Consider the following 26041-nt stretch of genomic DNA (forward strand, 5'->3'; position numbering starts at 1 on the left):
CTCGAACGTGTCAGTGGTGTGGTCCCGTCCATTCCGCCACGATGTGGTCCGGCAGGCATTTCGGCCTGTTTTCCTGCGACGAAGCAGGGCCTTGCGAAAATGAAGGCGAATCCTCCGATTCCGCGTGACTGTCCGTATCGGTAAATGCGACGAAAATCAAGCACCGAGCACGGAAGCGAGCGGAGTCTGTCCGGGGTGTCGCAGGTCCTTGCGTGTCATGTCTCTGGCGTTTTGTCTCTGGAGGATTCGTGGTCACAGTCACGCCGTTGAAAATCGAGGATTATGGCCTGATCGGCGATGGACGCAGTTGCGCGCTGGTCGGGCGGAACGGGTCGATCGACTGGCTCTGCTGGCCGCGATTCGACAGTCCGGCCTGTTTCGCCGCCCTGCTGGGAGATGGGGAGAACGGGCACTGGCAACTGGCGCCGGACGAAGAGCGTGGGGGGACGCCCGTTACGGTGACGCGGTCGTACCGCAATCACGGCATGGTGCTGGAAACGGTGTTCGAGACGCATACCGGCGTGGTCGCGGTCCTGGATTTCATGGCCATCGGCGCCGCCGAACCGACCCTGATCCGGATTGTCGAAGGCCGGCGCGGGGCGGTGCCGATCCTCAACTGGCTGGTGCTGCGTTTTGACTACGGGCTGTCTGTGCCGTGGGTGACGCGCCTGCCGGACAATATGGGCATCAGTGCCATTGCCGGCCCCTCGCGTTGCGTGCTGCGCTGCCCGGTGGCCCTGCATGGCGAGGATCGTCATACCGTGTCGCGGTTTATCGTGTCGGAAGGTGATCAGGTGCCTTTCGTGCTGACCTATATGGATTCGCACGGTGCGTTGTCCCAGCCCGTCGATGCGCGGGCCGCGCTGCATCGGACGGAACAATTCTGGTCGGACTGGATCGGGCGCTGCACCTATCAGGGCGAGCATGCCTCGATCGTGCGGCGCTCGCTGCTGACGCTCAAGGCGCTGATCTACCAGCCGACGGGGGGGATCGTGGCGGCGCCGACGACCTCGCTGCCCGAGGAACTGGGGGGCGGGCGGAACTGGGATTATCGCTATTGCTGGTTGCGTGATGCCTCGCTGACGCTGATCGCGATCATGGCCGGTGGGTATTTTGAAGAGGCGATGGCGTGGCGTGACTGGTTGCAGGCGGCCGTCGCCGGCAGTCCCGACCAGGTCCAGATCATGTATGGCATCGCCGGCGAGCGGCTGCTGAACGAATGGGAGGCCGGCTGGCTGGCCGGTTACGAGGGATCGAAGCCGGTTAGGGTCGGCAATGCGGCGGCCGGTCAGTTGCAGCTCGATGTCTATGGCGAGGCGATCGCGGCCCTGCATGTCGCCCGCCAGACGCGCCTTTGCGCGATCACCGATGGCTGGCGGTTGCAGGTCGGGCTGTTGCAGCATCTGGCGACCATCTGGAAGGAACCGGACGAAGGGATGTGGGAAGTCCGCGGGGGGCGGCGCCAGTTTACCGTATCCAAGATCTCATGCTGGCTGGCGTTCGACCGGGCGATCCGGGATGTCGAGAAATATGGGCTCGAGGCGCCGCTGGAGGAGTGGAAGGCCCTGCGGCAGGATATTCACGACACGGTCTGCCGCGAGGGGTTCAATGCGGACAAGAACAGCTTTGTCCAGTATTTCGGCGGCACCGGGCTGGATGCGGGATTGCTGCTGATCCCGGTCGTCGGCTTTCTGCCTGCTGATGATCCGCGCGTCAGCGGTACCATTGCGGCGATCGAGCGCGAATTACTGGACGAGCATGGATTTGTCCGCCGCTATCTGCCCGATCATGTCATCGAAGGCGTAGCGGGGGACGAGGGGGCATTCATTGCCTGCTCGTTCTGGCTGGTGAATGCCTATGTCGCCCAGGGGCGGATGGAGGAGGCCCACGCCCTGTTCAACCGGTTGCTGGCGTTGTGCAGCGACCTTGGCCTTCTGGCTGAGGAATATGACGCGATCACCGGGCGGCAGGTGGGAAATTTCCCGCAGGCGTTCTCGCACCTGTCGCTGATCAACTCGGCGTCGATTCTCAGTGCCGGCCGCATCACCACCATGGGGGCGGCGCCGCTGCCGGTTCTGTAGTGCTGACATAGGCTGGAGCGGCTGCACCGAAGCGGAGAACATGCGCGTCGGATCGACAGGAGCGGTGCAGCCGCGCCAGCCTACAGGCCTCGGGCCATGGCGGCGGAGAGGATCGTGAGGACGCCGAGGCCGATATTGATCGTCACCAGCGAGCGGATGGAGTCGAACAGGGCGGGTTGGGGGCGGATGGCGCGGCGGGCCTTCTGGAACGGGCCGAAATAAATGCGGGCGAATAGGGCTGCCATGATCAGGCCCAGGAGCTGCATCGCGTTGACCTGCCACGGGATGGCGGCGAAACCGCCCTCGTGCAGGATCATCAGCCAGCCGGTGATCAGGACGGCGGGCATCGTGTGCCAGACGACGCGAAAGAAGCGGGTGAGCGTTTGCAGGTGGACCGACGCGCGCTGGGTGGCGTCCAGCAGCCCCAGGCTGGGACGCAGGACGAACACGGCATAGATCATGCCGCCGACCCAGGCGGTCATGCCGAGTAGATGGATCGCGAGCACGAGGCTCCAGAGGATTGAGGAGGTCATGTCAACTCCCGGGCGGGGTGAGTGGATGGCCCGCGTGACGGGGCGCGGGCGTCGATGGTATGCTTGATCGCCAATTCCGCCCCGGCGCGCAAGGCGGCGGTGCGCGGATGCCCCCGACAACCCGCCCCTGACCGGAGGACAGTGCCCGATGGGCCAGCCCCAATCCAAGAGCGAATGCCCGCCCGCGACCGCGCTGCTGTTGCCGGACCCGGCGGAGATGGCCTTGATCGACAGGGCGGGTAGTCGAACCGTGCCGGTGCGCGATCTGATGGAGCATGCGGGCCGGGCCGTGGCGCGCGCCGTGATGCGCCATGTCGCGCCGTGCCGGGTGCTGGTGCTCTGCGGTCCGGGCAATAACGGTGGGGACGGTTATGTCGCGGCGCGGCGTCTCGCGCAGGCCGGCTGGCCGGTTGCCGTGGCGGCTCTGGCGCCCCCTCGGGCAGGTGGCGACGCTGCCGCGGCGGCTGCTGAATGGCAGGGGCCGCGTGTGGCGTTTACGGCGGACGAGGTCATCCGCGCTGACCTTGTCATTGATGCGGTGTTCGGTGCGGGGCTCAGCCGCGCGATCGAACCGGACCTGGCATCCGTGCTGGCGGCCGCGCGGCGGATAGTGGCGGTGGACATGCCTAGCGGCATCGACGGGGCGACGGGGCGCGTCCTTGGTTATGCGCCGTCGGCGGAAATGACCGTGACCTTTGTGCGGGCCAAGCCGGGGCATCTGCTGTTGCCGGGGCGTGAGAGGCTGGGGCGGCTGGTGGTTGCCGATATCGGCATGCCCGACACGGTGTGGGACGCGGTGTCCGTGCGCACATGGCGCAATGCGCCGGGACTGTGGCAGGTGCCGGGCCAGACGGTGGATAGTCACAAATATGCGCGCGGTGTGGTCAGCATCTGCGGGGGCAGCACGATGCCGGGGGCGGCGCGGCTGGCGGCCGGGGCGGCGCGCATGGCGGGGGCGGGGCTGGTGCGGCTGGCGGCGGGCTCGGCGGCGGGGCTGTATAGAATGACCGAGCCGGGGTTGATCGTGGATGACGGCGATCTGTCCGGTCTGCTGGAGGATCGGCGCCGGACGGTGTGGGTCTGCGGGCCGGGCCTGACGGAGGCGGAAGTCGGCCGGGCGCTGCCGGCGCTGGTGGAGGCCGGGCGGATGGTGCTGGCCGATGCCGGAGCGTTTGCCTGGGCGGCCGGGCAGCCGGAACGGCTGGTCGGGGTTGGGGTGATCACGCCGCATGAAGGGGAATTCGCGCGGGTGTTCGGGGCGCCGGTGAATGGGCGGCTGGAGGCGGCCCGCGCGGCCGCGCGGCGGATCGGGGCCGTGGTGGTGCTGAAGGGGCCGGACACCGTGATCGCGGCGCCTGACGGCAGGGCGGCGATCAACGACCATGCCACGGCGGCGCTGGCGACGGCCGGTTCGGGCGATACGCTGACCGGCATCATTGCCGCGCTGCTGGCGGCGGGGATGGAGCCCTGGGATGCGGCCTGCGCCGGCGTGTGGATCCATGGCGAGGCCGGCATGCGTGCCGGCCCGTGGCCGGTGGCTGAGCAGTTCGACCGGCATCTGGGCGCGGCGCGGGCCCGTGCCGTCTCGCTGGGGTTGGAGGAGGCTGCGCCTCGGGGCGCGGACTCGCGCCATTGTCGGCTTGCCGGATCAGGCGGTGTGCGCTAAAGCCGCGCGCTTGGAGACCGGGCGCCGATGCGGGCGTGGTGAAATTGGTAGACACGCCAGATTTAGGTTCTGGTGGCGCAAGTCGTGGGGGTTCAAGTCCCTCCGCCCGCACCAGCCCGGCGAGAGACTGATTGAATTGGTACGGGGTGCGGGCGCGAAGGCGGCTGTGGCTCGCGCCGGTTGTTTTTGCGTGCGGATACCGCCGTCCGGGGTGGGCTCGTGCGTTCTTTGGAAGTTCTGACCGAGAGGATGGCCTCGCAGATGCAGGTTACTGAAACGCTTTCCGACGGCCTGAAGCGCGGTTACACCGTCACGGTGCCCGCCGGCGAACTGGAGAGCAAGCGGACCGCTCGCCTGAAGGAAATGGGGCAGTCCATGAACCTGCCGGGTTTCCGCCCCGGCAAGGTGCCGTTGAGCCTCGTGACGCAGCGCTACGGCGCCGCCGTGCAGGGTGAAGTGCTGGAGCAGGCCGTCAGCGACGCGACCCGTGCATTGCTGGAGGAGCGCAATCTGCGCCCCGCGATGCAGCCGCGTGTCGATCTGGTTTCGGGCGCCGAGGCGGACGGCAAGGCCGACCTGGAATTCAAGATCGAGATGGAAGTGCTGCCCGAGATCGCGCAGCCGGACCTGTCGGACCTGACGCTGACCCGCCTGAAGGCGACGGCGGATGCCGAGACGGTCGACAAGGCCCTGAAGGACATCGCGAGCCGCCAGCGCAATTTCGTGACGGTCGAAGAGATTCGTCCGGCTGCGGTGGGCGACGTCGTGGTTGTCGATTTCGTGGGTAAGCTGGACGGCGTGCCGTTCGAGGGCGGTACGGCGGACGATGTCAATGTGGAGATCGGCGGTGCCGGCTTCATCCCCGGTTTCGCCGAGCAGCTTGAAGGCCTGTCGCCGGGTGAGGAGAAGGTGATCACCGTTACGTTCCCGGCTGATTACTCGGCCGAGGCTCTGGCGGGCAAGGAAGCGACCTTCGACATCAAGGCCAAGGGGCTGAAGCGCCCGGTCGATGTCGAGATCGACGAGGATCTGGCCAAGAAGATGGGTTTCGAGGGCCTGGAGCAGGTTCGCGAGCTGATCACGAAGCAGGTCGAGCAGGAATACGAACAGCTTTCGCGCCTGCGTATCAAGCGCGAACTGCTGGATGCCCTGGCGGAAAAGACCGACTTCGAGGCTCCGCTGGGCATGGTCGAGGCCGAGTTCGCCCAGATCTGGCAGCGCGTCGAGGCCGACCGCAAGGAAGGGCAGCTTGACGAGGAAGACCAGGGCAAGGACGAAGAGACCCTGCGGGCCGATTACCGCAAGATCGCCGAGCGCCGGGTGAAGCTGGGCCTGCTGCTGGCCGAGATCGGCCGTGCCAATGCCATCACGGTTTCGCAGGACGAGATGCTTCAGGCGATTCGGGCCGAGGCCATGCGCTATCAGGGGCAGGAGCAGGCGGTGTTCGACTTCTTCCGCAAGAACCCGCAGGCAGCCGAGAGTCTGCGTGGCCCGATCTTCGAGAACAAGGTCGTCGATTATGTGATCGAGCTGGCCACCGTGACCGACAAGGACGTGACGCCCGAGGAACTGGCCGAGATCCCGCCCGCCGATCTCTGATCGGTTCGGACTTCCGCCATCGGCACCCCATCGCTTTTATCGCCGCGAAATGATGGCGGTGGGGTGGTATCTGGCCGGTTTATCTCTATCTTGTTGGAGGTAACCGGGGAATGACCCGGCCACCCTCCCCGACGGACGCCCCGGCGTTCTTCGGGGGTGGTGAGTCGGGTCTTCGCGTCTTCAGAACGGGAATGAGACTATGAGGGATCGGGATCCCGTGGAGATCTTCAGCAACGCCCTAGTGCCCATGGTGGTCGAACAGACCTCTCGCGGGGAGCGGGCTTTCGACATCTATTCCCGCCTGTTGCAGGAACGAATCATCTTCCTGACCGGGCCGGTCTATGATCAGGTGTCTGCCCTGGTGTCGGCGCAGCTTCTGTATCTGGAGAGCGTGAATCCGACCAAGGAGATCTCGTTCTATATCAACAGTCCGGGTGGCGTGGTGTCGGCTGGTCTGGCGATCTACGACACCATGCAGTACATCCGTAGCCCCGTGAGCACGGTGTGCATCGGTCAGGCGGCCTCGATGGGGTCGCTGCTGCTGGCGGGTGGCGAGAAGGGGCGGCGTTTCGCCCTGCCGAACGCGCGGGTCATGGTACATCAGCCTTCGGGCGGTGCGCAGGGGCAGGCCAGCGACATCGAAATTCAGGCGCGTGAGATCCTGACGATTCGCCAGCGCCTGAACGAGATCTATGAAACCCATACCGGCCAGTCGCTTGAGGACATTGAGCGCAAGCTGGAGCGCGACAGTTATATGTCGGCCGACGAGGCGCTGGCCTTTGGCATCGTGGATGAGGTTGTGCGCAACCATGCATCGACGGTTGCCGCCAAAAGTTGAGGCTGGGCTTTAAAATATTGATTTATTTTAATGCCCGTGACCTGAAACGCTTTGGAATCAGGTTTCGGGCATAAGGGGTGGGTGCGCTTTGTCTATCTTCGGCGCAACCCGCCGGCTTGGGTGGGCTTGATGGAAGCCCTGTCCTGAGTCAAGATTTTCGACCCCGGCTCGGGCACGACGCGGCTTGGCATTCCGGGGGGAGGAGCGGTTATGAATAACAAGTCCAGCGATTCCAAGAACACATTATATTGCTCGTTCTGCGGCAAGTCGCAGCATGAGGTCCGGAAGCTGATCGCTGGTCCGACTGTCTTCATCTGTGACGAATGCGTCGAACTCTGCATGGATATCATCCGTGAGGAGCACAAGACGCATCTGGTGAAGTCGCGCGATGGCGTGCCGACTCCCAAGGAGATCTGCAAGGTTCTGGACGATTACGTGATCGGGCAGTTCCATGCGAAGAAGGTGCTGTCGGTCGCGGTCCATAACCATTACAAGCGCCTGGCCCATAGCCAGAAGAACAACGACGTCGAGATCGCGAAGTCGAACATCCTGCTGGTCGGGCCGACCGGATCGGGCAAGACGCTGCTGGCCCAGACGCTGGCGCGGATTCTCGACGTGCCGTTCACCATGGCCGATGCGACGACGCTGACCGAAGCGGGCTATGTGGGCGAGGATGTCGAGAACATCATTCTCAAGCTGCTTCAGGCTGCCGATTATAATGTCGAGCGGGCACAGCGCGGCATTGTCTATATTGATGAGATCGACAAGATTTCGCGCAAGTCCGACAATCCGTCGATCACGCGCGATGTCAGCGGCGAGGGCGTGCAGCAGGCACTGCTGAAGATCATGGAAGGGACGGTGGCCTCGGTGCCGCCCCAGGGTGGGCGCAAGCACCCGCAGCAGGAATTCCTGCAGGTGGACACCACCAACATGCTGTTCATCTGCGGCGGGGCGTTCGCCGGGCTGGACAAGATCATCGGCGCGCGTGGCAAGGGCTCGGGGATCGGCTTCGGCGCGGATGTCCAGTCGCCCGACGAGCGGCGTACGGGGGCGATCCTGCGCGATGTCGAGCCTGAGGATCTGCTGAAATTCGGGCTGATTCCCGAATTCATCGGCCGTCTGCCGGTGGTGGCGACGCTGGAGGACCTCGACGAGGCGGCGCTGATCGAGATTCTGACCAAGCCGAAGAACGCGCTGGTGAAGCAGTACGCCCGCCTGTTCCAGATGGAAGGGGTCAAGCTGACCTTCACCGAGGATGCGCTGAAGCAGGTGGCATTGCGGGCGATCGCACGGCGCACCGGCGCGCGCGGCCTGCGTGCGATCATGGAGAGCATTCTGCTGTCCACCATGTTCGATCTGCCTGGGCTGGAGAACGTGGAAGAGGTGGTGATCAACAAGGAGGTCGCCGAGAACAAGACCAGCCCGGTCTATGTCTATGGCAAGGAAAAGCCTGCGGAGCAGTCGGCCTGATTGGTTGTTATCGCTCGCGTTTTTCTCCGGGATTTCCGCCCCGCGTCGGGGGTGAGCCCCATGCGGGCGGTCCCGGTTTCTTCCCGTCGTCCGGGGCCTTGCCGTGGCGGCCCCGAATGACGACATGATGTTATCCGTCATCGCGTCAGCGAGACACCGGGCGGTGCGTGCCGCGATTGGGCGCCCGCCCGCGATCGTCCTTCAGGAGGTCACACGATATGCCCAAACCCAACCGATCCGATTCTGATCGTCCCGAGAGCGGAGAACCCGCCCCCGTCGAGAGCCACGATCTGGCCGTGCCTGTTTCAGTCTCCGACTCCGCTGGGGATGAGGTTGGCATGTCCGATTCCGAGACGATGGCGGTGCTGCCGCTGCGCGATATCGTCGTCTTTCCGCACATGATTGTGCCGTTGTTCGTCGGACGCGAGAAATCGGTTCGGGCGCTGGAGGCGGTCACCAAGCATGACAAGCAGATCCTGCTGGTCGCGCAGAAGAACGCCTCGCAGGACGATCCGTCGGCAGACGATATCTATCGCTACGGCACGGTGTCGACGATCCTGCAACTGCTGAAGCTGCCCGACGGCACGGTGAAGGTGCTGGTCGAGGGCGTGCGTCGGGCGCGGATTACCGCGCTGCATGACATCGACGGGCATTTCGAGGCTGAGATTTCGGCCGTTGCCGAGGAGCCGGCTGCCGATAACGAGGGCGAGGCGCTGGGGCGCACCGTGGTCTCGCAGTTCGAGCAATATATCAAGCTGAACAAGAAGATCGCGCCCGAAGTGCTGGTTTCGCTGAACCAGATCGAAGACCTGTCGAAGCTGGCCGACACCATCGCCAGCCATCTGAATCTGAAGATCGCCGAGAAGCAGGAGATTCTGGAAATCCCTGGCGTCAATGCCCGGCTGGAGCGGGTGTTCGCGCATATGGAGGCCGAGATCGGCGTCCTGCAGGTGGAAAAGCGCATCCGCAACCGCGTCAAGCGGCAGATGGAGAAGACGCAGCGCGAGTACTACCTGAACGAGCAGTTGAAGGCGATCCAGAAGGAGCTGGGTGAGGGGGAGGAAGGCCGCGACGAAACGGCCGAGCTCGAGGAGAAGATCGCCAAGGCCCGCCTGCCCAAGGAGGCGCGCGACAAGGCATTGGGCGAGTTGAAGAAATTGCGGGCGATGAGCCCGATGTCGGCCGAATCGACGGTCGTCCGCAATTATCTGGATTGGATTCTGAGCCTGCCGTGGAAGAAGCGGTCGAAGGTGCGCGGTGATCTGGCCGAAGCCGAGAAGGTGCTTGATACCGATCATTATGGTCTTGAGAAGGTCAAGGAGCGGATTCTGGAATATCTGGCGGTCCAGAGCCGGTCGCAGAAGGTCAAGGGACCGATTCTCTGTCTGGTCGGGCCGCCTGGCGTGGGCAAGACGTCGCTGGCGCGGTCGATCGCCAAGGCGACGGGGCGCCATTACGTGCGCATGTCCCTGGGCGGGGTGCGCGACGAAGCTGAGATTCGTGGTCACCGGCGGACCTATATCGGTTCGATGCCTGGCAAGATCATCCAGGGGATGAAGAAGGCGAAATCTTCCAACCCCCTGTTCCTGCTGGATGAAATTGATAAGCTGGGTGCCGACTGGCGCGGCGATCCGTCTTCGGCTCTGCTGGAGGTCCTGGATCCGGAGCAGAACAGCACGTTCGCCGATCATTACCTGGAGGTCGATTACGACCTGTCGGATGTGATGTTCGTCACCACCGCGAACAGCCTGAACATGCCCCAGCCGCTGCTGGATCGCATGGAGATCATTCGCCTGTCCGGCTACACCGAGGACGAGAAGGTCGAAATCGCCAAGCGCCATCTGCTGAGCAAGCAGGGTGAGGCCCACAGCCTGAAGCCGGACGAATGGTCGGTCAGCGATGATGCGTTGCGCGAGCTGGTGCGCAGTTACACCCGTGAGGCCGGGGTGCGGAATCTGGAGCGTGAGATTGCGACGCTGGCCCGCAAGGCCGTGCGCGAAATCGTGACCGGCAAGACCAAAAAAGTGGCGATCACGCGCAAGAACCTTGAAAAATATGCCGGCGTGAAGCGGTTCCGCTATGGCGAGACCGAGGCAGAGGACATGGTTGGCGTGGTGACCGGCCTGGCCTGGACCGAGGTCGGCGGCGAGATCCTGACCATCGAGAGCGTGATGGTGCCGGGCAAGGGTGTGATCAAGCACACTGGCAAGCTGGGCGACGTGATGCAGGAAAGTGTCGCGGCGGCGCTGTCTTATGTCCGTAGTCGCGCGGTGACCTTCGGCATCAAGCCGACCCTGTTCGAGAAGCGCGACCTGCACGTTCATGTGCCCGAGGGCGCGACTCCGAAGGATGGGCCGTCGGCCGGTATTGCGATGGCGACGTCGCTGGTCAGCGTGCTGACGGGCATTCCCGTGCGGCGTGACGTGGCGATGACGGGCGAGATTACGCTACGTGGCCGCGTGCTGGCGATCGGCGGGCTGAAGGAGAAGCTGCTGGCCGCCCATCGGGCGGGAATCAAGACCGTTTTCATCCCCAAGGATAACGAAAAGGATCTGGTCGATATTCCCGAGACGGTGAAGAAGGGACTGCGCGTCATCCCTGTTTCCCATGTCGATGACGTGATCGGTCAGGCCCTGGTGCGGCGGCCCGAGCCGATCGAATGGAGCCAGGAGTCGGAAGACGCGGTTGCCAAACCGGCCCCTGCTGCGGGAATGGCTGCCGCGTCCCTGCCGCATTGAGACCCTATTGATTGTGTCAAAATGGCACCAGCCCCCCGGTTTGGCCGGATTTTCGGCTGATCCGGGCGGTGTGCTCGGTTGACGCGGCAAAAAACGGCTGCATAGTGCGGGCCAATGCGGCGTTGGCGAGAACTCGGTTCTGACGCATGCACAGAGAAAGAAAGGCGTAAAATGGAGAAGCCACTTAACAAGCAGGAACTCGTCGCCGCTGTGGCCGATGATGCGGATCTGCCGAAGGCGAAGGCCGGCGAAGTGGTCGACGCCGTGTTGAACGCGATCGAGAAAGCCCTGGCGAAGAAGCAGGAAGTCCGCCTGGTGGGCTTCGGGACCTTCGTGACGGCCACCCGCAAGGCGGCCAAGGGGCGTAATCCCCGCACGGGTATGGAAATGGACATCGCGGCTTCGACCTCGGTTCGTTTCAAGCCGGGCAAGAACCTGAAGGAAGCCGTGAACTGATCACGCGCTGATACGACCGGGCAGGTGGTTCGTCCGCCTGCCCTGGCTGTCCCTGATGGGCGGCCTTTGTCTGATGGGCGATTAGCTCAGCGGTAGAGCGTCTCGTTTACACCGAGAGGGTCGGCGGTTCGATCCCGTCATCGCCCACCATCTGCCGGCTCGGTGCCGGCTTACCTGTCCTGTCTCGTCGGGATGCCGGACAAAATGATCATCTCCGGTTGACGCTTCCCGGCGGCATGGTTAAACACCGCCTCACGCCTTCGCGGGTGTAGCTCAGTTGGTTAGAGCGCCGGCCTGTCACGCCGGAGGTCGCGGGTTCGAGCCCCGTCACTCGCGCCATAGTCGTTTCATGTTTAATAATGATCGACTGCGTTGAACCTGTTAAAGATGCATTTTTCCAATAATTGGATCTGTTCCGTTCCCCAATATTTTGGTGCGAGGACGGACAAGTTGTCCCTAACGCGCATATCCGCGTAGCGTATTCATCATCACGGGAATGTTCATCCCCTGTTGGCGGGTGGTGGTCTGGTCGCGTCCGGGCGATGGGTCTAACCTCCTGACCATGACGACGCCCTGTTCGTCATGACGCCTGCAGCAAGCGGGCCACCAGTCAGGGAGACGCGCCATGACGTCCGTTCTTGCGGATTATTTTCCAGTTCTGATTTTTGGTGTCCTGGCGGTCGTGATTGCCGGCGCGATGCTGGGAAGCTCCCTGCTCTTCGGTCATCAGAAGCCCTATGCCGAAAAGGTGTCGGCTTACGAATGCGGGTTCGAGGCATTCGACGATGCGCGGCATCGTTTCGATGTCCGGTTCTATCTGGTGGCGATCCTGTTCATCATTTTCGACCTTGAAGTCGCCTTTCTTTTCCCTTGGGCGGTCAGTCTGTCGCGGATCGGCCTGTTCGGCTTTCTGTCGATGATGGGATTCCTGGGCATTCTGACGGTGGGGTTCATCTATGAATGGTGCAAAGGTGCCCTGGACTGGGATTGACCGGCGCTAGGATCGAGCGAGGGGAGGAGACGAGGCATGAGTACCGCTGATGCGACAAGTGATGGGCAGGGCGCGATAGCCTGGAATCGGGACATGCTGCCTCCGGGGCCGGAGCAGGATGCCGTCATCAAGGGTATTACCGGCGAGATCACCGAGAAGGGGTTCGTCGTCGCCAACCTCGACAAGCTGGTCAATTGGGGCCGTACCGGTAGCCTGTGGCCGATGTCTTTCGGGCTGGCGTGCTGTGCGGTGGAAATGATCCACGCCTACATGCCGCGCTATGACCTGGACCGGATGGGCATCATTCCGCGCGGGTCGCCGCGCCAGTCCGACGTGATGATCGTGGCCGGGACCCTGACCAACAAGATGGCGCCCGCCCTGCGCCGCGTTTACGACCAGATGGCCGAGCCGCGCTGGGTGATCTCGATGGGGTCCTGCGCCAATGGCGGCGGTTATTATCACTATTCCTATTCCGTGGTGCGCGGATGCGACCGGATCGTGCCGGTGGACGTGTATGTTCCCGGTTGCCCGCCGACGGCGGAGGCGTTGATTTACGGCATCCTGCAGCTCCAGAAGAAAATCCGCAGGACAGGGACGATTCTCCGTGGCTGAACCGGGCACCGAACTGACGATGAAGGTGTCTCTGGCGCGTGGTGCGCTGGGGTCGCTGGCTTTCGCGCTGTCGACGGGCGTGCCCGGTATCCATTCGGCCGCGATTGAGGAGGGCGAACTGGTTGTGCGGACCGGCCGGGACCGCTTGCTCGCGTTGATGGGTCTCCTGCGCGATGATCCGCGCTATGCCTGCGAGCAACTGATGGATCTGTGTGGCGTCGACTATCCCGCTCGGGCGGAACGATTTGAGGTCGTCTATAATCTGTTGTCGGTGACGCATAATCACCGGATTCGTGTTATTGTGACGACGGATGAGGCCAATCCGGTGGCGTCGGTCCATCATCTGTGGCCGTGCGCTACGTGGTGGGAGCGCGAGTGCTACGACATGTATGGGGTCCTGTTTTCGGGGCAGCCGGATCTGCGGCGCATTCTGACCGATTACGGGTTCGAGGGGCATCCGCTGCGCAAGGACTTCCCGCTGACGGGCTATGTCGAGATGCGGTACGACGAGGATCGCCGTCAGGTGGTCTACGAACCGGTGAAGCTGACGCAGGATTTCCGCAATTTCGATTTTGAATCGCCGTGGGAGGGTATCCTGACCCTGCCGGGTGATGAGAAGGCCCATGAATCCCGCCAGGGACTGAAGTTGCCGCGATGACGGGACCGTTCAGGCAGATGGCGAGGGTGCGCACGGTGAGGGAGAGCGGACGATGAGCGAGATTGTCCTTCACGAGGATATCCCGGAAGAGCTGATGTCCGCGGACGCGGCCGCCGAGGCACAGATCCGGACAGTGGAGATCGATTCCCACGCCCTGAATTTCGGCCCGCAGCATCCGTCGGCCCATGGTGTGCTGCGTCTGGTGCTGGAGATGGAAGGTGAGGTCGTTGCGCGCGCCATTCCGCATATCGGATTGCTGCATCGTGGCACCGAGAAGCTGATCGAATACAAGACCTATCCCAAGGCGCTGCCGTATTTCGATCGGCTCGATTACGTTTCGCCGATGTGCGAGGAACAGGCATTCGCGCTGGCGACGGAAAAGCTGCTGGGGATCGACATTCCCGACCGCGCGAAATGGATTCGCGTGATGTTCGCGGAAATGACGCGCATCCTGAACCATATCCTGAATCTGACCTCGTTCGGGCTGGATTGCGGTGCGCTGACCCCGGCGCTGTGGGGATATGAAGAGCGCGAGAAGCTGATCGAATTCTACGAGGCCGCGTCTGGCGCGCGCTTTCATGCCAATTATTTCCGTCCGGGTGGCGTGGCACGCGACCTGCCGGCGGGCCTGGAGGAGCGGATCGCGGAATGGGCGCGGCAGTTCCCGCGCTGGATCGACGATCTGGAAACGCTGCTGACCAATAACCGGATCTGGAAGCAGCGGACGGTCGGGATCGGCGTGTTCACCACCGAGCAGGCGTTGGCCTGGGGCTTCAGTGGTCCTTGTCTGCGGGCTTCGGGCGTGCCGTGGGATCTGCGCCGCGCGCAGCCGTATGACAATTATGACAAGGTGACGTTCAATATCCCCGTCACGCGCCAGGGCGATTGCTACGATCGCTATCTGGTGCGTGTGGCGGAGATGCGCGAGAGCGTGAAGATCGTCGAGCAGTGTCTGGCGCAGATCAAGCCGGGGCCGGTCAGGATCCAGGACCACAAGATCACCCCGCCGCCGCGCCGGGAGATGAAGCGGTCGATGGAAGCCTTGATCCATCATTTCAAGCTGTTCACCGAAGGGTATCATGTGCCGCCGGGTGCGACCTATACGGCGGTCGAGAGCCCCAAGGGCGAATTCGGGGTCTATCTGGTCGCGGACGGCAGCAATCGCCCCTACCGGTGCAAGATCCGGCCCACGGGCTTTGCCCATCTCCAGGCGATCGACGAGATGTCGCGCCGCCATATGCTGGCCGACGCGGTCGCGATCATCGGGTCGCTCGATCTGGTGTTCGGCGAGATAGACAGGTGACAGAGATGTCCGCTCATTCCCCCATCGATCAGATCGAACAACCCGACAGCTTCGCCTTCGATGCTGAAAGCGAAGAGCAGATCGCGGCGATCCTGGCCAAATATCCGCCCGAGCGTAAGGCCAGCGGCACGCTCCCGCTTCTGTATGTCGTGCAGAAGCAGATGGGGCGGCAGACCGGGAGCGCCTGGGTGCCGCGCGTGGCGATGGACGAGGTTGCGCGCCGGCTGGATGTCGCGCCGATCCGTGTCTACGAAGTGGCGACCTTCTACCTGATGTTCAATACCAAGCCGATCGGGCGGTATCATCTTCAGGTCTGCACCACGACCTCCTGCTGGCTGCGTGGGTCGGACGATGTGGTCGCGGCTTGCAAGAAGGCGACCGGCATTGACGGTTTCGGCCAGTCGAGTGCCGACGGGCTGTTTACTCTGACCGAGGTGGAGTGCCTGGGGGCCTGCGCCAATGCGCCGATCCTGCAGATTGATGACGATTTCTACGAGGATATGGACGGACCGCGCACGATCGAACTGATCGAGGCGTTGCGTCGCGGCGAGCGGCCGACGCCGGGGCCGACGATCGACCGGTTGAACTCGGCGCCGGCCGGTGGACGCAAGACGCTGGCGGATAGTCCGGCGGAACAGGGCTGAGCGGGAGAGACGGCGATGCTTCAGGATAAAGACCGGATCTTCACCAACCTGTATGGTCAGAACGACTGGCGGCTGGCAGGCGCGCGCCAGCGCGGCGACTGGGACGGCACTGCTGAGATCCTGGCGCGTGGCCGGGATGCCATCATCAACGAGATGAAGGGCTCTGGCCTGCGTGGTCGCGGCGGGGCTGGGTTTCCGACCGGTGTCAAATGGTCGTTCATGCCCAAGAATTCGGACGGGCGCCCGCATTACCTGGTCATCAATGGCGACGAGTCCGAGCCGGGAACCTGCAAGGATCGCGAGATCCTGCGGCATGAGCCGCACAAGCTGATTGAAAGCGCGCTGATCGCCTCCTTCGCGATGGGTGCGCATGCCGCCTATATTTATATCCGTGGCGAGTTCTTCAATGAGGCGCGCCATCTCCAGATCGCGATCGACGAAGCCTATGCGGCCGGGTTGATCGGCAGGAATGCCGCCGGATCGGGATGGGATTTCGATTTTTACATCCATCGCGGTGCCGGCGCCTATATCTGCGGCGAGGAAACCGCGCTGCTGGAAAGCCTGGAAGGCAAGAAGGGGCAACCGCGCATGAAGCCGCCCTTTCCGGCGGCGATGGGGCTGTATGGCTGTCCGACGACGGTCAACAATGTCGAGAGCATCGCGGTGTCGTCCACCATCCTGCGGCGCGGGGGCGCGTGGTTCTCGGCGCTGGGGCGGCCGAACAATGCGGGCACCAAGCTGATGGCCATTTCGGGCCATGTGAATACGCCTTGCGTGTTCGAGGAAGAACTCGGCGTGCCGCTGAAGGAGATCATCGAGAAGCATGGCGGCGGCGTGCGCGGCGGCTGGGACAATCTGCTGGCGGTGATCCCCGGCGGATGTTCGGTGCCGCTGCTGCCGGCGTCGATCTGCGAAACGGTGCTGATGGATTATGACAGCCTGCGCGCCGAGCGTTCGGGCCTGGGCACCGCCTGCATGATCGTGATGGACAAATCGACCGACATCATCAAGGCGATCGCCCGGTTCTCGCAATTCTTCAAGCATGAGAGCTGCGGCCAGTGCACGCCGTGCCGCGAAGGCACCGGCTGGATGATGCGGGTCATGAACCGGATGGTCGAGGGACGGGCGGAAATCGAGGAAATCGACATGCTCGAACAGGTGACGCGCCAGGTCGAGGGCCACACGATCTGCGCCCTGGGCGATGCCGCAGCGTGGCCGATCCAGGGCCTGATCCGGCATTTCCGTCCGGTGATGGAAGAGCGGATTACCGCCTACAAGGCGGCTCATGGCGGTGGGCGGATCACGCAGGTGCCGCTGGGTATTCCCGTGGCGGCGGAGTAAGGGCGATGGTGAAAGTAACCGTCGACGGAATCGTCGTCGATGTTCCCAACGGGTCCAGCGCGTTGCAGGCGTGCGAGGCGGCCGGCAAGGAAATTCCGCGCTTCTGTTTCCATGAGCGTCTGTCGGTCGCGGGCAATTGCCGCATGTGCCTGGTGCAGGTGGTGCGGGCGCCCAAGCCGGTGGCGTCCTGCGGTTTTCCGGTGGCGGAGGGGATGGAAATCCTGACCGACACCGAGATCGTGCGCAAGGCGCGGCGGGCGGTGATGGAATTCCTGCTGATCAACCATCCGCTGGACTGCCCGATTTGCGACCAGGGCGGCGAATGCGACCTGCAGGACCAGGCGTTCGGCTATGGCGCCGATCACTCGCGCTATCAGGAAGCCAAGCGCGCGGTGAAGGACAAATATCTCGGTCCGCTGGTCAAGACGGTGATGACGCGCTGCATTCAGTGCACGCGCTGCATCCGGTTCGCGACAGAGATCGCGGGTGTGCCTGAATTGGGTGCGGTTTCGCGTGGCGAGACCATGGAAGTCACCAATTATGTCGAGAAGGCGCTGACTTCGGAACTGTCGGGCAATCTGATCGACATCTGCCCTGTGGGTGCCCTGACCTCGAAGCCCTATGCCTTCACCGCCCGGCCGTGGGAGTTGAAGCGGACGGACTCGATCGACGTCAGCGACGCGGTGGGCGCCAATATCAGCCTGCATGTGCGCGGCAGTGCCGTGCTGCGGGCCGTGCCGCGCGTCAATGATGCGGTGAACGAGGAATGGCTGGCTGACAAGGGGCGATTCTCGGTCGATGGGCTGAAGCATCGTCGTCTGGACCGGCCCTGGGTGCGGGTCCATGGCAAGTTGCAGGCGGTTTCGTGGCAGGATGCGTTCGTGGCCATCGGTCGCCGGCTGGACGGTGTGCCAGGGGATCGGATCGGGGCCATCGCCGGCGATCTGTGCGATGCCGAGAGCCTTCTGGCGCTGAAGGACCTGATGACGGCGCTGGGTTCGCCCAATGTCGACTGTCGTCAGGATGGTGCGGAGTATGATATGTCGCATCGGGCTTATTATACCTTCGGCACCACCATTGCCGGGATCGAGGATGCCGACGCGCTGCTGATCGTGGGCGCGATTCCGCGCCAGGAAGCGCCGGTGCTGAATGCGCGTATCCGCAAGCGTTTCCTGTCGGCGGGCCGTGGTGGGTTCCCGATCGGGTTGATCGGTGCGCCGACGGCTGACCCGACCTACAAGGCGGAGGTGCTGGGCGAGGGGCCGGACGTAATGGCCGCGCTGCGGGATGGTACGCATCCTTTCGCCGAGACGCTGAAGGCGGCGAAAAAACCGATGATCATCGTCGGGCACGGTGCGCTGACGCGGCCCGATGCGCGGGCGATCCTGGCTTCGACCTGGGCGCTGGCCGTCGAGGCCGGGGCGATCGCGGCGGGGTGGAACGGCTTCAATATCCTGCATCGCGCGGCCAGTCGGGTCGCCGGGCTGGATCTGGGGCTGGTGCCGGGAAAAGGGGGACGCAGCGCCGCCGGGATGATGAGTGGCGGTGTCGACGTCCTGTGGCTGCTGGGGGCGGACGAGTTCCATACCGCGCAGATCGGGCCGCAGACGTTCGTCATCTATCAGGGCCATCATGGCGATGCGGCGGCGGCGCGGGCGGATGTGATCCTGCCGGGCGCGACCTATGCGGAGAAATCGGGCACTTATGTGAATACCGAGGGGCGGGTCCAGCGGTCGTTTCGGGCGGTCATGCCGCCCGGCGACGCGCGCGAGGACTGGCGCATCCTGCGGGCGTTCTCCGAGGTCGTGGGCCATACGCTACCCTATGACACCGTGGAGGTGCTGCGCGAGCGGTTGGCGACGGTCAATCCGGTCTTCCGGGTGATCGGCGGTCTGGATGCGGTGGACGTGTCCGCGCTGCCGGGGCCAGCGGGAGGCGGTGCGGTGTCGCCGGCGCCGTTCCGCCCGGTCTTCGACGATTATTATCAGACGGACCCGATCTGCCGGGCGAGCCCGACGATGGGCGAATGTTCGCGGATCTATGTCCATCCCCGGACCGTGGCGGCGGAGTAAGGCGACGTGGCGCATTTCTTTCTGCACACAATGATCGGTCAGGTGATCCTGACGGTTCTCGAAGCCCTGGCCGTTCTGGTGCCGCTTCTGCTGGGCGTGGCTTATCTGACCCTGGCCGAGCGCAAGGTCATGGCGGCGATGCAGCTTCGCAAGGGGCCGAACGTCAATGGCCCCTTCGGCGTGCTTCAAGCCTTCGCCGACGCGATCAAGATGATCACCAAGGAGACCGTGATCCCGTCCGGGGCCAACCGGTTTCTGTTCCTGTTCGCGCCGTTCCTGACCTTTTCGCTGGCCATGACGGCCTGGGCGGTCATTCCCACCAATGATGGCTGGGCAATCGCCAATATCAATGTCGGGGTGTTGTATCTGCTCGCGATCTCTTCGCTGGGGGTCTATGGCGTGCTGATCGCGGGTTGGGCGTCGAACTCGAAATATGCCTTTCTCGGCGGCCTCCGTGCCGCGGCGCAGATGGTGTCGTATGAGGTGTCGATCGGCCTGGTGATCGTGTCGGTGCTGCTGGCGGTGGGTAGCCTGAACCTGAACGACATCGTGCTGGCGCAGCGCCATGTCTGGTTCTGCCTGCCGATGTTCCCGATGTTCATCATCTTCTTCATCTCGGCGCTGGCGGAAACCAATCGCGCGCCGTTCGATCTGCCCGAGGGCGAGAGTGAACTGGTGGCGGGCTTTTTCGTCGAATATTCGGCGTTGGCCTTCGGCCTCTTCTTCCTGGGCGAATATGCCAACATGTTCCTGATGTCGGGGATGGTCAGCATCCTGTTCCTCGGTGGCTGGCTGCCGCCGATCGGGATCGCGCCCTTTACCTGGATACCGGGGCCGCTGTGGCTGATCGCGAAAATCCTGTTCTGCCTGTTCGTCTTTATCTGGGTGCGCGCGACGTTTCCGCGCTACCGCTATGACCAGCTTATGCGCCTGGGCTGGAAAGTGTTCCTTCCGCTCTCGCTGGTGTGGATGGTGCTGACGGCCGGCTTCCTGCTGGCAACCGGGCTGCTGCCCCAGGGAGGAGCGAGCTGATGGGTACTCTTGATCGAACGATCCGTTCCTTTCTGCTGGCCGAACTGGTGGCCGGCTTGGGCGCGACGCTGCGGGCCTTCTTCAAGCCCAAGGTGACGATCAATTATCCCTTCGAAAAGGGGCCGCTCTCACCGCGTTTCCGTGGGGAACATGCCCTGCGTCGCTATCCGAACGGCGAGGAACGCTGCATCGCCTGCAAGCTGTGCGAGGCGACCTGCCCGGCGGAGGCGATCACGATCGAATCCGAACCGCGCGATGACGGGTCGCGGCGCACGACGCGCTACGACATCGACATGACGAAATGCATCTATTGCGGCCTCTGCGAGGAAGCCTGCCCGGTCGATGCGATCGTCGAGGGGCCGAATTACGAGTTCGCGACCGAGACGCGCGAGGAACTCATGTACAACAAGGACAAGCTGCTCGCCAACGGCGACCGCTGGGAAAGTGTCCTGGCACGGCGGCTGGAACTCGATGCGCCCTATCGTTGAGGGAGAGGCCGAGCCAGTGAGGCAGCGGGAGAAAAGAGCCATGCGGCAGGAAGGTCAGCGATGATGACCCAAATCGTCTTCTACGTGTTCGCGACGGTACTGGTCCTGTCGGCCGGCATGGTGGTCAGCGCGCGTAATCCCGTTCACTCCGTGCTGTTCCTGATCCTGGCCTTTTTCAATGCCGCGGGTCTGTTTCTGGTCGCGGGGGCCGAATTCCTCGCGATGATCCTGGTCATCGTCTATGTCGGCGCCGTTGCGGTGCTGTTCCTGTTCGTCGTGATGATGCTCGATGTCCGCTTCGCGCAGATGCGCGAGGGATTGCAGCGTTATGCACCCTTCGGGGCGGCGGTGGGGCTGGTGCTGCTGGCGGAACTGGCGCTGGCTTTCAGCCACTGGCAGGTCGCGCAGGATATCGGTTCCGTGCCGCATGTGGTGGCGGCGCCGGGACGGACCAATACCGCGGCGCTGGGTGACGTGCTGTATACGCATTACGTCTTCCTGTTCGAATCCTGCGGTCTGGTGCTGCTGGTGGCGATGATCGGCGCGATCGTGCTGACGCTGCGCGAGCGGCCGATGGGGCGTCGGCAGAACATCGATCGGCAGCACGAACGCACGGTGGCGGATACGCTTGCCATGATGACCGTGCCTCTGGGGCAGGGCGTGGCCGCCAATGGTGGTTTCCGCCGGCCGGAACAATCCTACTACATCGCGTCGGTGCCCGGATCGTACGGGGTGACGGCCGAGCCCGTGCCTCAGGGCAAGCCGGTCGATGAGGCCCCGAAGCACGGTGCCGACAACCATGGAGGGCTGGCGCAATGACCGGCGGACTGGGAAGCATCGGTATCGGGCCTTATCTGACGGTCAGTGCCATCCTGCTGGTTCTGGGTGTGTTCGGCATTTTCCTGAACCGGAAGAACGTCATCATCATCCTGATGTCGATCGAACTGATCCTGCTGTCGGCGAATTTGAATTTCGTCGCGTTTTCCTCGGCACTCGGCGACCTTTCCGGGCAGGTCTTTACCCTGTTTGTCCTGACCATCGCGGCGGCCGAATCCGCCATCGGGTTGGCGATCGTAACGGTCTATTTCCGCAATCGCGGGTCGATCGAGGTCGAAGACATCACCATGATGAAGGGCTGAGCGGGCCATGCAAACGGCATCTACCCTTTTTGAGATCGCGGTCCTTGGGCCTCTGTTTTCCTGTATTGTGGCGGGCCTGTTCGGGCGGATCATGGGCGATGGGGCAGCCAAGGCGCTGACCACGTCCGTCATGGTGATCGCGGCCCTGTGCGGCAGCGGGGCGCTGTTCACCGCGATGCATGTCGGCGGCATGCCGGTCGTGGTGCAACTGGCGGACTGGATCCGCGCCGGGAGCTTCCACGCTGCCTGGACGCTGCGGCTGGACACGCTGTCGCTGTCGATGGTCGTCATGGTCACGGCGGTTTCGGCCCTCGTACATATCTACAGCATTGGTTACATGGGGCATGAGACGACCCCGACCTATCGGTTCTTCTCGTATCTCTCGCTCTTTACCTTCGCGATGCTGATGCTGGTGACGTCGAACGACCTGATCCAGCTTTTCTTCGGCTGGGAAGGCGTTGGTTTGGCCAGCTATCTGCTGATCGGCTACTGGTATGATCGGCCCAGCGCCTGTGCCGCCGCGATCAAGGCCTTCGTGGTCAATCGCGTCGCCGACCTGTTCTTCATGGTCGGGATCGCGTTGCTGTTCGTCGAATTCGGCTCGGTGACCTACGACAATATCTTTGCGCTGGTGCCGGCGCATGGCGACGACACCTACATGCTGTTCGGCACGCATCGGATCTACGAAACGATCTGTCTGCTGCTGTTTATCGGTGCGATGGGCAAGTCGGCGCAGCTTTTCCTGCACACCTGGCTGCCGGATGCGATGGAAGGCCCGACGCCGGTCTCCGCGCTGATCCATGCCGCGACCATGGTGACCGCCGGCGTGTTCCTGATGGCGCGGATGTCGCCGTTGGTGGAATTCGCGCCTGATACCAAGGCGTTCATCCTGTTCATCGGCGCGACGACCTGTTTCTTTGCCGCCACGGTGGGGCTGGTGCAGCCGGATATCAAGCGCACCATCGCCTATTCGACCTGTTCGCAGCTTGGCTACATGTTCATGGCGGTCGGGGCCGGGGCTTACCAAGCGTCGATGTTCCATCTGACGACGCATGCGTTCTTCAAGGCGCTACTCTTCCTGGGTGCCGGCTCGGTGATCCATGCCGTTCATGACGAGCAGAACATGTTCCGCATGGGGGGGCTGTGGAAGAAGATTCCGCTGACCTATGGCGCAATGTGGCTGGGCAGCCTGGCGCTTGCCGGCATCTTTCCCTTTGCCGGATACTGGTCGAAGGACGCGATTCTGGAGGCCACATGGATGGCCCATAGCGGTCTCGGCTTCTATGGCTGGACGCTGGGCTGCGTTACGGCCTTCATTACCGCGCTCTATAGCTGGCGTCTGATCTTTCTGGTCTTTCATGGCACGCCGCGCGATGCGCACCTGCATGAGGGCGCGCATGAGAGCCCGGTCTGGATGACGCTGCCGCTGGTTCTGCTGGGCGTGGGTGCCGTGCTGGCCGGGCTGCTGCTGGCGCCGTACTATGTCGGCGAGGGACAGGCCGCGTTCTGGAGCGGGGCGATCGTGAATGCGCCGGGCAACACCGTCATCGCGACGCTGGAACAGACGCCGGAACTGATCGCGCTGGTGCCGACCTTTGCCGGTGTGCTGGGGATTCTGGTCGCTTATCTCTGCTATGTCGCCAGCCCGACCATTCCGGCGTCGTTCGCGACCAGCCTGCGGCCGATCTATCTGTTCCTGCTGAACAAATGGTATTTCGACGAACTGTATGACCATCTGTTCGTCCGGCCGTACCGTGCGCTGGCCAACCTGTTGTGGAAGGGCGCGGACGAAGGGGTGATCGAGGGGATCCCGCAGGGTCTGGCCCGGATGACGGCCGGAACCGCTGCCCAGGCGGTGCGGACCCAGACCGGTTCGATCGCGATCTATGCCTTCACGATGCTGATCGGCCTGGTGGTGCTCGTCTCCACCCTGCTGGTCTTCCATTGATCTCCGGGAACGGGTTTGAACCGATGAACTGGACACTTGCTCTGCCGGAAATCGTCCTGGCGCTGTGTGGCCTCGCGATCCTCGTCTTCGGGGTGGTGCAGAAGAAGGGGCAGCCCTTTCTTTCCTGTTCCATGCTGACGATCGGCGCCTTCGTCCTGACCGCGTTCCTGGTCGTGATGTCGCCGGACGGGGTCGGCTACAACCACATCTTCGTCAATGACAGCTTTGCCCGTTTCATGAAGATCCTCAGCCTGGCCGGCGGGGCGGCGGCCATGATGCTGACGGTCGGCTATGCGCGGGCGCTGAAGGTGGAACGATTCGAGTTCCCGGTCCTGCTGCTGTTTTCGACCCTCGGCACGATGATGATGGCGTCGTCGGGTAATCTGATGACGCTGTTCATCGGGCTGGAACTGTCGTCGCTGGCCATCTACATCCTCTGCGCTTTTGCGCGGGACGATGTGCGGGGCGCCGAGGCAGGGCTGAAATATTTCGTGCTTGGTTCGCTGGCCTCGGGGCTGCTGCTCTATGGATCGGCGCTGGTTTATGGCTTTGCCGGTACCATGGAATATGGCGCCATCCAGACCGCGCTCAGCGCGACGTCCGCCGTGCCGCTGGGGCTGATGATCGGTATCGTGTTCATGCTGGCGGGGCTGACCTTCAAGCTGTCGGCGGTGCCGTTCCATATGTGGACGCCTGATGTCTATCAGGGCGCGCCGACCCCGGTGACGGCGTTCATGGCCGGTGCGCCGAAGATCGCGGCCTTTGCGCTGCTGCTGCGGGTGATGGCCGGGCCGTTCGGTCATGTCGCGCCGCAATGGCAGATGCTGGTCGAAGCCATTGCGATCGTCTCCATGTTGTTCGGGTCGCTGGCCGCCATTCCGCAGACCGATATCAAGCGGCTGATGGCCTATTCCTCGATCGGCCATATGGGCTACGCGCTGATGGGGCTGTCGGCCGGTACCGAAGAGGGCATGCGCGGGACGCTGGTTTATCTGACGACCTATCTGCTCATGAATGTCGGTGCGTTCGCCGTGATTATCGCCATGCGTCGCAAGGGGCGGGCGGTGACGGGGATTGCCGATCTGGCCGGGCTGGGCCGCACTGATCCGGGGCTGGCCACCGCGATGGCGATCTTCATGTTCAGCATGGCGGGGGCGCCGCCGCTGGCCGGTTTCTTCGGCAAGTTGATGGTGTTTTATGCCGCGATCAATGCTCACCTGTTCGGGCTGGCGGCGGTCGGTGTCGTCAGCAGCGTGATTGGTGCCTATTATTATGTGCGTATCATCATGGTGATGTTCTTCGATGAGGCGGCGGCGCCGCTTGACCGGCGGCCCCTGTCGCTGTCCTTCGTCTCCGTCGGGATGGGGGTTGCGACCGTAGGATTCCTGGTGGTGCTGGGCCCGGTTTCGACGGCGGCCCAGGCCGCGGCTCAGGCTCTGTTCAGGTGATGGCGCGGCCGGTGCCGGGAGCGACAGCCTGGCGCCTCGAGATTCATGACGAACTGGGGTCTACGTCCGATCGCTGCGTCGAGCAGGCCAGTCTCGGGGCCGAGGCTGGGCTGGCGATCATGGCCCGACGCCAGACCAGTGGGCGGGGAAGTCGGGGCCGCGACTGGCAGGACCCAGGCGGGAATCTGGCCTTCTCGGTTCTGCTGCGCCCCGTCGAGGCTGAAGGTGCGATTGGACTCTGGCCGTTCGTGGCCGGACTGGCCTTCCATGGGGCGATCCTGCCCACGGTTCACGATCCCGCGCAGTTGCGGCTGAAATGGCCCAACGATCTGCTGCTGGGCGGATGCAAGACCGCCGGCATCCTGATCGAGAGCGGGAGCGATGCCGCGGGGCGGTGGCTGGTCATCGGGTTCGGGGCCAATCTGCGGGCCGCGCCTTCGATTGCCGGGCGGACTCTTGCCTGCGTCGCCGATTATGGAACCGTGCCGGCCCCTGAGACCGTAGCCCGCGCGATCTGTGTTGAACTGGATCGCTGGCAGGCGGTGTGGCGCTCTGACGGGTTCGGTTCGCTGCGCGCGGCATGGCTGGAGCGAGCCCACCCGATTGGCACGAGACTTGTAGTGCGCGACGAAAGCGGGCAGGTAGAAGGTTCGTTTGTGGGTCTGGACGAGCAGGGGATGCTCCTGCTGGGCTGTGCCGATGGGCTGAAACGGATTTCGACCGGCGAGATCCTGCTGTTGGACCGTGACGCTGCCGGGGTGTCCGGGCGGGCGGGAACCTGACGGCCGGTCAGGGTTTTAGGGTCGTATGGGGCCGATGATCGTCGAGCGGGAACGGGTGTTCCAGGCTCCGATCGGAAGGGCCATGCGGCCGGATACGGTGGGATTGCCCCGAAGGGGGCGTGGGAGTCTGATGGACAGAATCGCTGTCCACAAAGGGAGAGACGCCGGCAGGCCCCTCGCGGGCCGCGCGGGCCATCCCGAT

22 protein-coding genes and 3 tRNA genes are annotated in these 26041 nt (G+C 63.6%); 24 read left to right on the forward strand and 1 reads right to left on the reverse strand.

The window, feature by feature from the left end; all coding sequences use genetic code 11:
• The first annotated feature begins 248 nt into the window (after positions 1–248).
• Complete coding sequence (locus tag HLH25_RS07695) at positions 249–2081, forward strand: glycoside hydrolase family 15 protein (protein ID WP_182973502.1); 1833 nt, start codon at positions 249–251, stop codon at positions 2079–2081.
• Between the two features lie 80 nt (positions 2082–2161).
• Here HLH25_RS07695 and HLH25_RS07700 read toward each other — a convergent pair whose 3' ends face one another.
• Positions 2162–2614, reverse strand: a complete 453-nt coding sequence (locus tag HLH25_RS07700) for a CopD family protein (RefSeq protein WP_182973503.1) — start codon at positions 2612–2614, stop codon at positions 2162–2164.
• A gap of 148 nt (positions 2615–2762) precedes the next feature.
• Here HLH25_RS07700 and HLH25_RS07705 point away from each other — a divergent pair, with 148 nt between their 5' ends.
• From HLH25_RS07705 to HLH25_RS07815, 23 genes are all read left to right on the forward strand, one after another.
• Positions 2763–4280 carry an NAD(P)H-hydrate dehydratase gene (locus tag HLH25_RS07705; RefSeq protein ID WP_182973504.1) on the forward strand — a complete coding sequence of 506 codons (1518 nt, stop codon included), beginning with the start codon at positions 2763–2765 and terminating at the stop codon, positions 4278–4280.
• 29 nt (positions 4281–4309) lie between these two features.
• A tRNA-Leu gene (locus tag HLH25_RS07710) sits at positions 4310–4394 on the forward strand.
• Between the two features lie 147 nt (positions 4395–4541).
• Positions 4542–5879: a trigger factor gene (gene tig / locus HLH25_RS07715; RefSeq protein WP_182973505.1), complete on the forward strand. Its 1338-nt coding sequence runs from the start codon at positions 4542–4544 to the stop codon at positions 5877–5879.
• 199 nt (positions 5880–6078) lie between these two features.
• Positions 6079–6717, forward strand: a complete 639-nt coding sequence (locus HLH25_RS07720) for an ATP-dependent Clp protease proteolytic subunit (protein WP_114727218.1) — start codon at positions 6079–6081, stop codon at positions 6715–6717.
• A 210-nt stretch (positions 6718–6927) separates the two neighbouring features.
• The gene (gene clpX / locus HLH25_RS07725) at positions 6928–8187 is read left to right on the forward strand and encodes an ATP-dependent Clp protease ATP-binding subunit ClpX (RefSeq protein WP_114727217.1); all 1260 of its coding nucleotides are present in this window, start codon (positions 6928–6930) and stop codon (positions 8185–8187) included.
• Positions 8188–8525: 338 nt separating this feature from the next.
• A complete protein-coding gene (lon, locus tag HLH25_RS07730) occupies positions 8526–10925 on the forward strand; it encodes an endopeptidase La (RefSeq protein ID WP_246401624.1) in 2400 nt (799 codons plus the stop codon).
• Between the two features lie 171 nt (positions 10926–11096).
• Positions 11097–11381, forward strand: a complete 285-nt coding sequence (locus tag HLH25_RS07735) for an HU family DNA-binding protein (RefSeq protein ID WP_114727215.1) — start codon at positions 11097–11099, stop codon at positions 11379–11381.
• Between the two features lie 75 nt (positions 11382–11456).
• A tRNA-Val gene (locus HLH25_RS07740) sits at positions 11457–11531 on the forward strand.
• Positions 11532–11643: 112 nt separating this feature from the next.
• Positions 11644–11720: transfer RNA gene (locus HLH25_RS07745), tRNA-Asp, on the forward strand.
• A 286-nt stretch (positions 11721–12006) separates the two neighbouring features.
• Positions 12007–12372: an NADH-quinone oxidoreductase subunit A gene (locus tag HLH25_RS07750; protein ID WP_114727214.1), complete on the forward strand. Its 366-nt coding sequence runs from the start codon at positions 12007–12009 to the stop codon at positions 12370–12372.
• 36 nt (positions 12373–12408) lie between these two features.
• Positions 12409–12984, forward strand: coding sequence for a NuoB/complex I 20 kDa subunit family protein (locus HLH25_RS07755; protein WP_114727213.1), 576 nt, complete (start codon positions 12409–12411; stop codon positions 12982–12984).
• A gap of 19 nt (positions 12985–13003) precedes the next feature.
• The gene (locus tag HLH25_RS07760) at positions 13004–13642 is read left to right on the forward strand and encodes an NADH-quinone oxidoreductase subunit C (RefSeq protein ID WP_182973577.1); all 639 of its coding nucleotides are present in this window, start codon (positions 13004–13006) and stop codon (positions 13640–13642) included.
• 52 nt (positions 13643–13694) lie between these two features.
• Positions 13695–14945, forward strand: coding sequence for an NADH-quinone oxidoreductase subunit D (locus HLH25_RS07765; RefSeq protein WP_182973507.1), 1251 nt, complete (start codon positions 13695–13697; stop codon positions 14943–14945).
• Between the two features lie 5 nt (positions 14946–14950).
• Positions 14951–15589, forward strand: coding sequence for a complex I 24 kDa subunit family protein (locus HLH25_RS07770; protein ID WP_182973508.1), 639 nt, complete (start codon positions 14951–14953; stop codon positions 15587–15589).
• 15 nt (positions 15590–15604) lie between these two features.
• Entirely contained in the window at positions 15605–16930 is a 1326-nt protein-coding gene (gene nuoF, locus HLH25_RS07775; RefSeq protein WP_182973509.1) for an NADH-quinone oxidoreductase subunit NuoF, read from the forward strand.
• 5 nt (positions 16931–16935) lie between these two features.
• On the forward strand, positions 16936–19002 hold the full coding sequence (gene nuoG, locus HLH25_RS07780) for an NADH-quinone oxidoreductase subunit NuoG (RefSeq protein ID WP_182973510.1): 2067 nt from the start codon (positions 16936–16938) through the stop codon (positions 19000–19002).
• A gap of 6 nt (positions 19003–19008) precedes the next feature.
• Positions 19009–20034 carry an NADH-quinone oxidoreductase subunit NuoH gene (gene nuoH / locus HLH25_RS07785; RefSeq protein WP_182949730.1) on the forward strand — a complete coding sequence of 342 codons (1026 nt, stop codon included), beginning with the start codon at positions 19009–19011 and terminating at the stop codon, positions 20032–20034.
• Positions 20034–20522 carry an NADH-quinone oxidoreductase subunit NuoI gene (gene nuoI, locus HLH25_RS07790; protein ID WP_182973511.1) on the forward strand — a complete coding sequence of 163 codons (489 nt, stop codon included), beginning with the start codon at positions 20034–20036 and terminating at the stop codon, positions 20520–20522. Before nuoH ends, nuoI begins: the two co-directional genes overlap by 1 nt.
• A 60-nt stretch (positions 20523–20582) precedes the next feature.
• Positions 20583–21341, forward strand: a complete 759-nt coding sequence (locus HLH25_RS07795) for an NADH-quinone oxidoreductase subunit J (protein WP_182973512.1) — start codon at positions 20583–20585, stop codon at positions 21339–21341.
• Positions 21338–21661 (forward strand): NADH-quinone oxidoreductase subunit NuoK, encoded by a 324-nt coding sequence (nuoK, locus tag HLH25_RS07800; protein WP_012227311.1) that lies wholly within the window; start codon positions 21338–21340, stop codon positions 21659–21661. The genes HLH25_RS07795 and nuoK overlap by 4 nt, the downstream gene beginning before the upstream one ends.
• Before the next feature lie 7 nt (positions 21662–21668).
• Positions 21669–23609, forward strand: a complete 1941-nt coding sequence (gene nuoL / locus HLH25_RS07805) for an NADH-quinone oxidoreductase subunit L (protein WP_182973513.1) — start codon at positions 21669–21671, stop codon at positions 23607–23609.
• Between the two features lie 23 nt (positions 23610–23632).
• Complete coding sequence (gene nuoN, locus HLH25_RS07810) at positions 23633–25057, forward strand: NADH-quinone oxidoreductase subunit NuoN (protein WP_182973514.1); 1425 nt, start codon at positions 23633–23635, stop codon at positions 25055–25057.
• The gene (locus HLH25_RS07815; RefSeq protein ID WP_182973578.1) at positions 25057–25839 is read left to right on the forward strand and encodes a biotin--[acetyl-CoA-carboxylase] ligase; all 783 of its coding nucleotides are present in this window, start codon (positions 25057–25059) and stop codon (positions 25837–25839) included. Before nuoN ends, HLH25_RS07815 begins: the two co-directional genes overlap by 1 nt.
• Positions 25840–26041 lie beyond the last annotated feature (202 nt).

This window comes from Gluconacetobacter dulcium (assembly GCF_014174165.1).
Lineage (GTDB): Bacteria > Pseudomonadota > Alphaproteobacteria > Acetobacterales > Acetobacteraceae > Gluconacetobacter > Gluconacetobacter dulcium.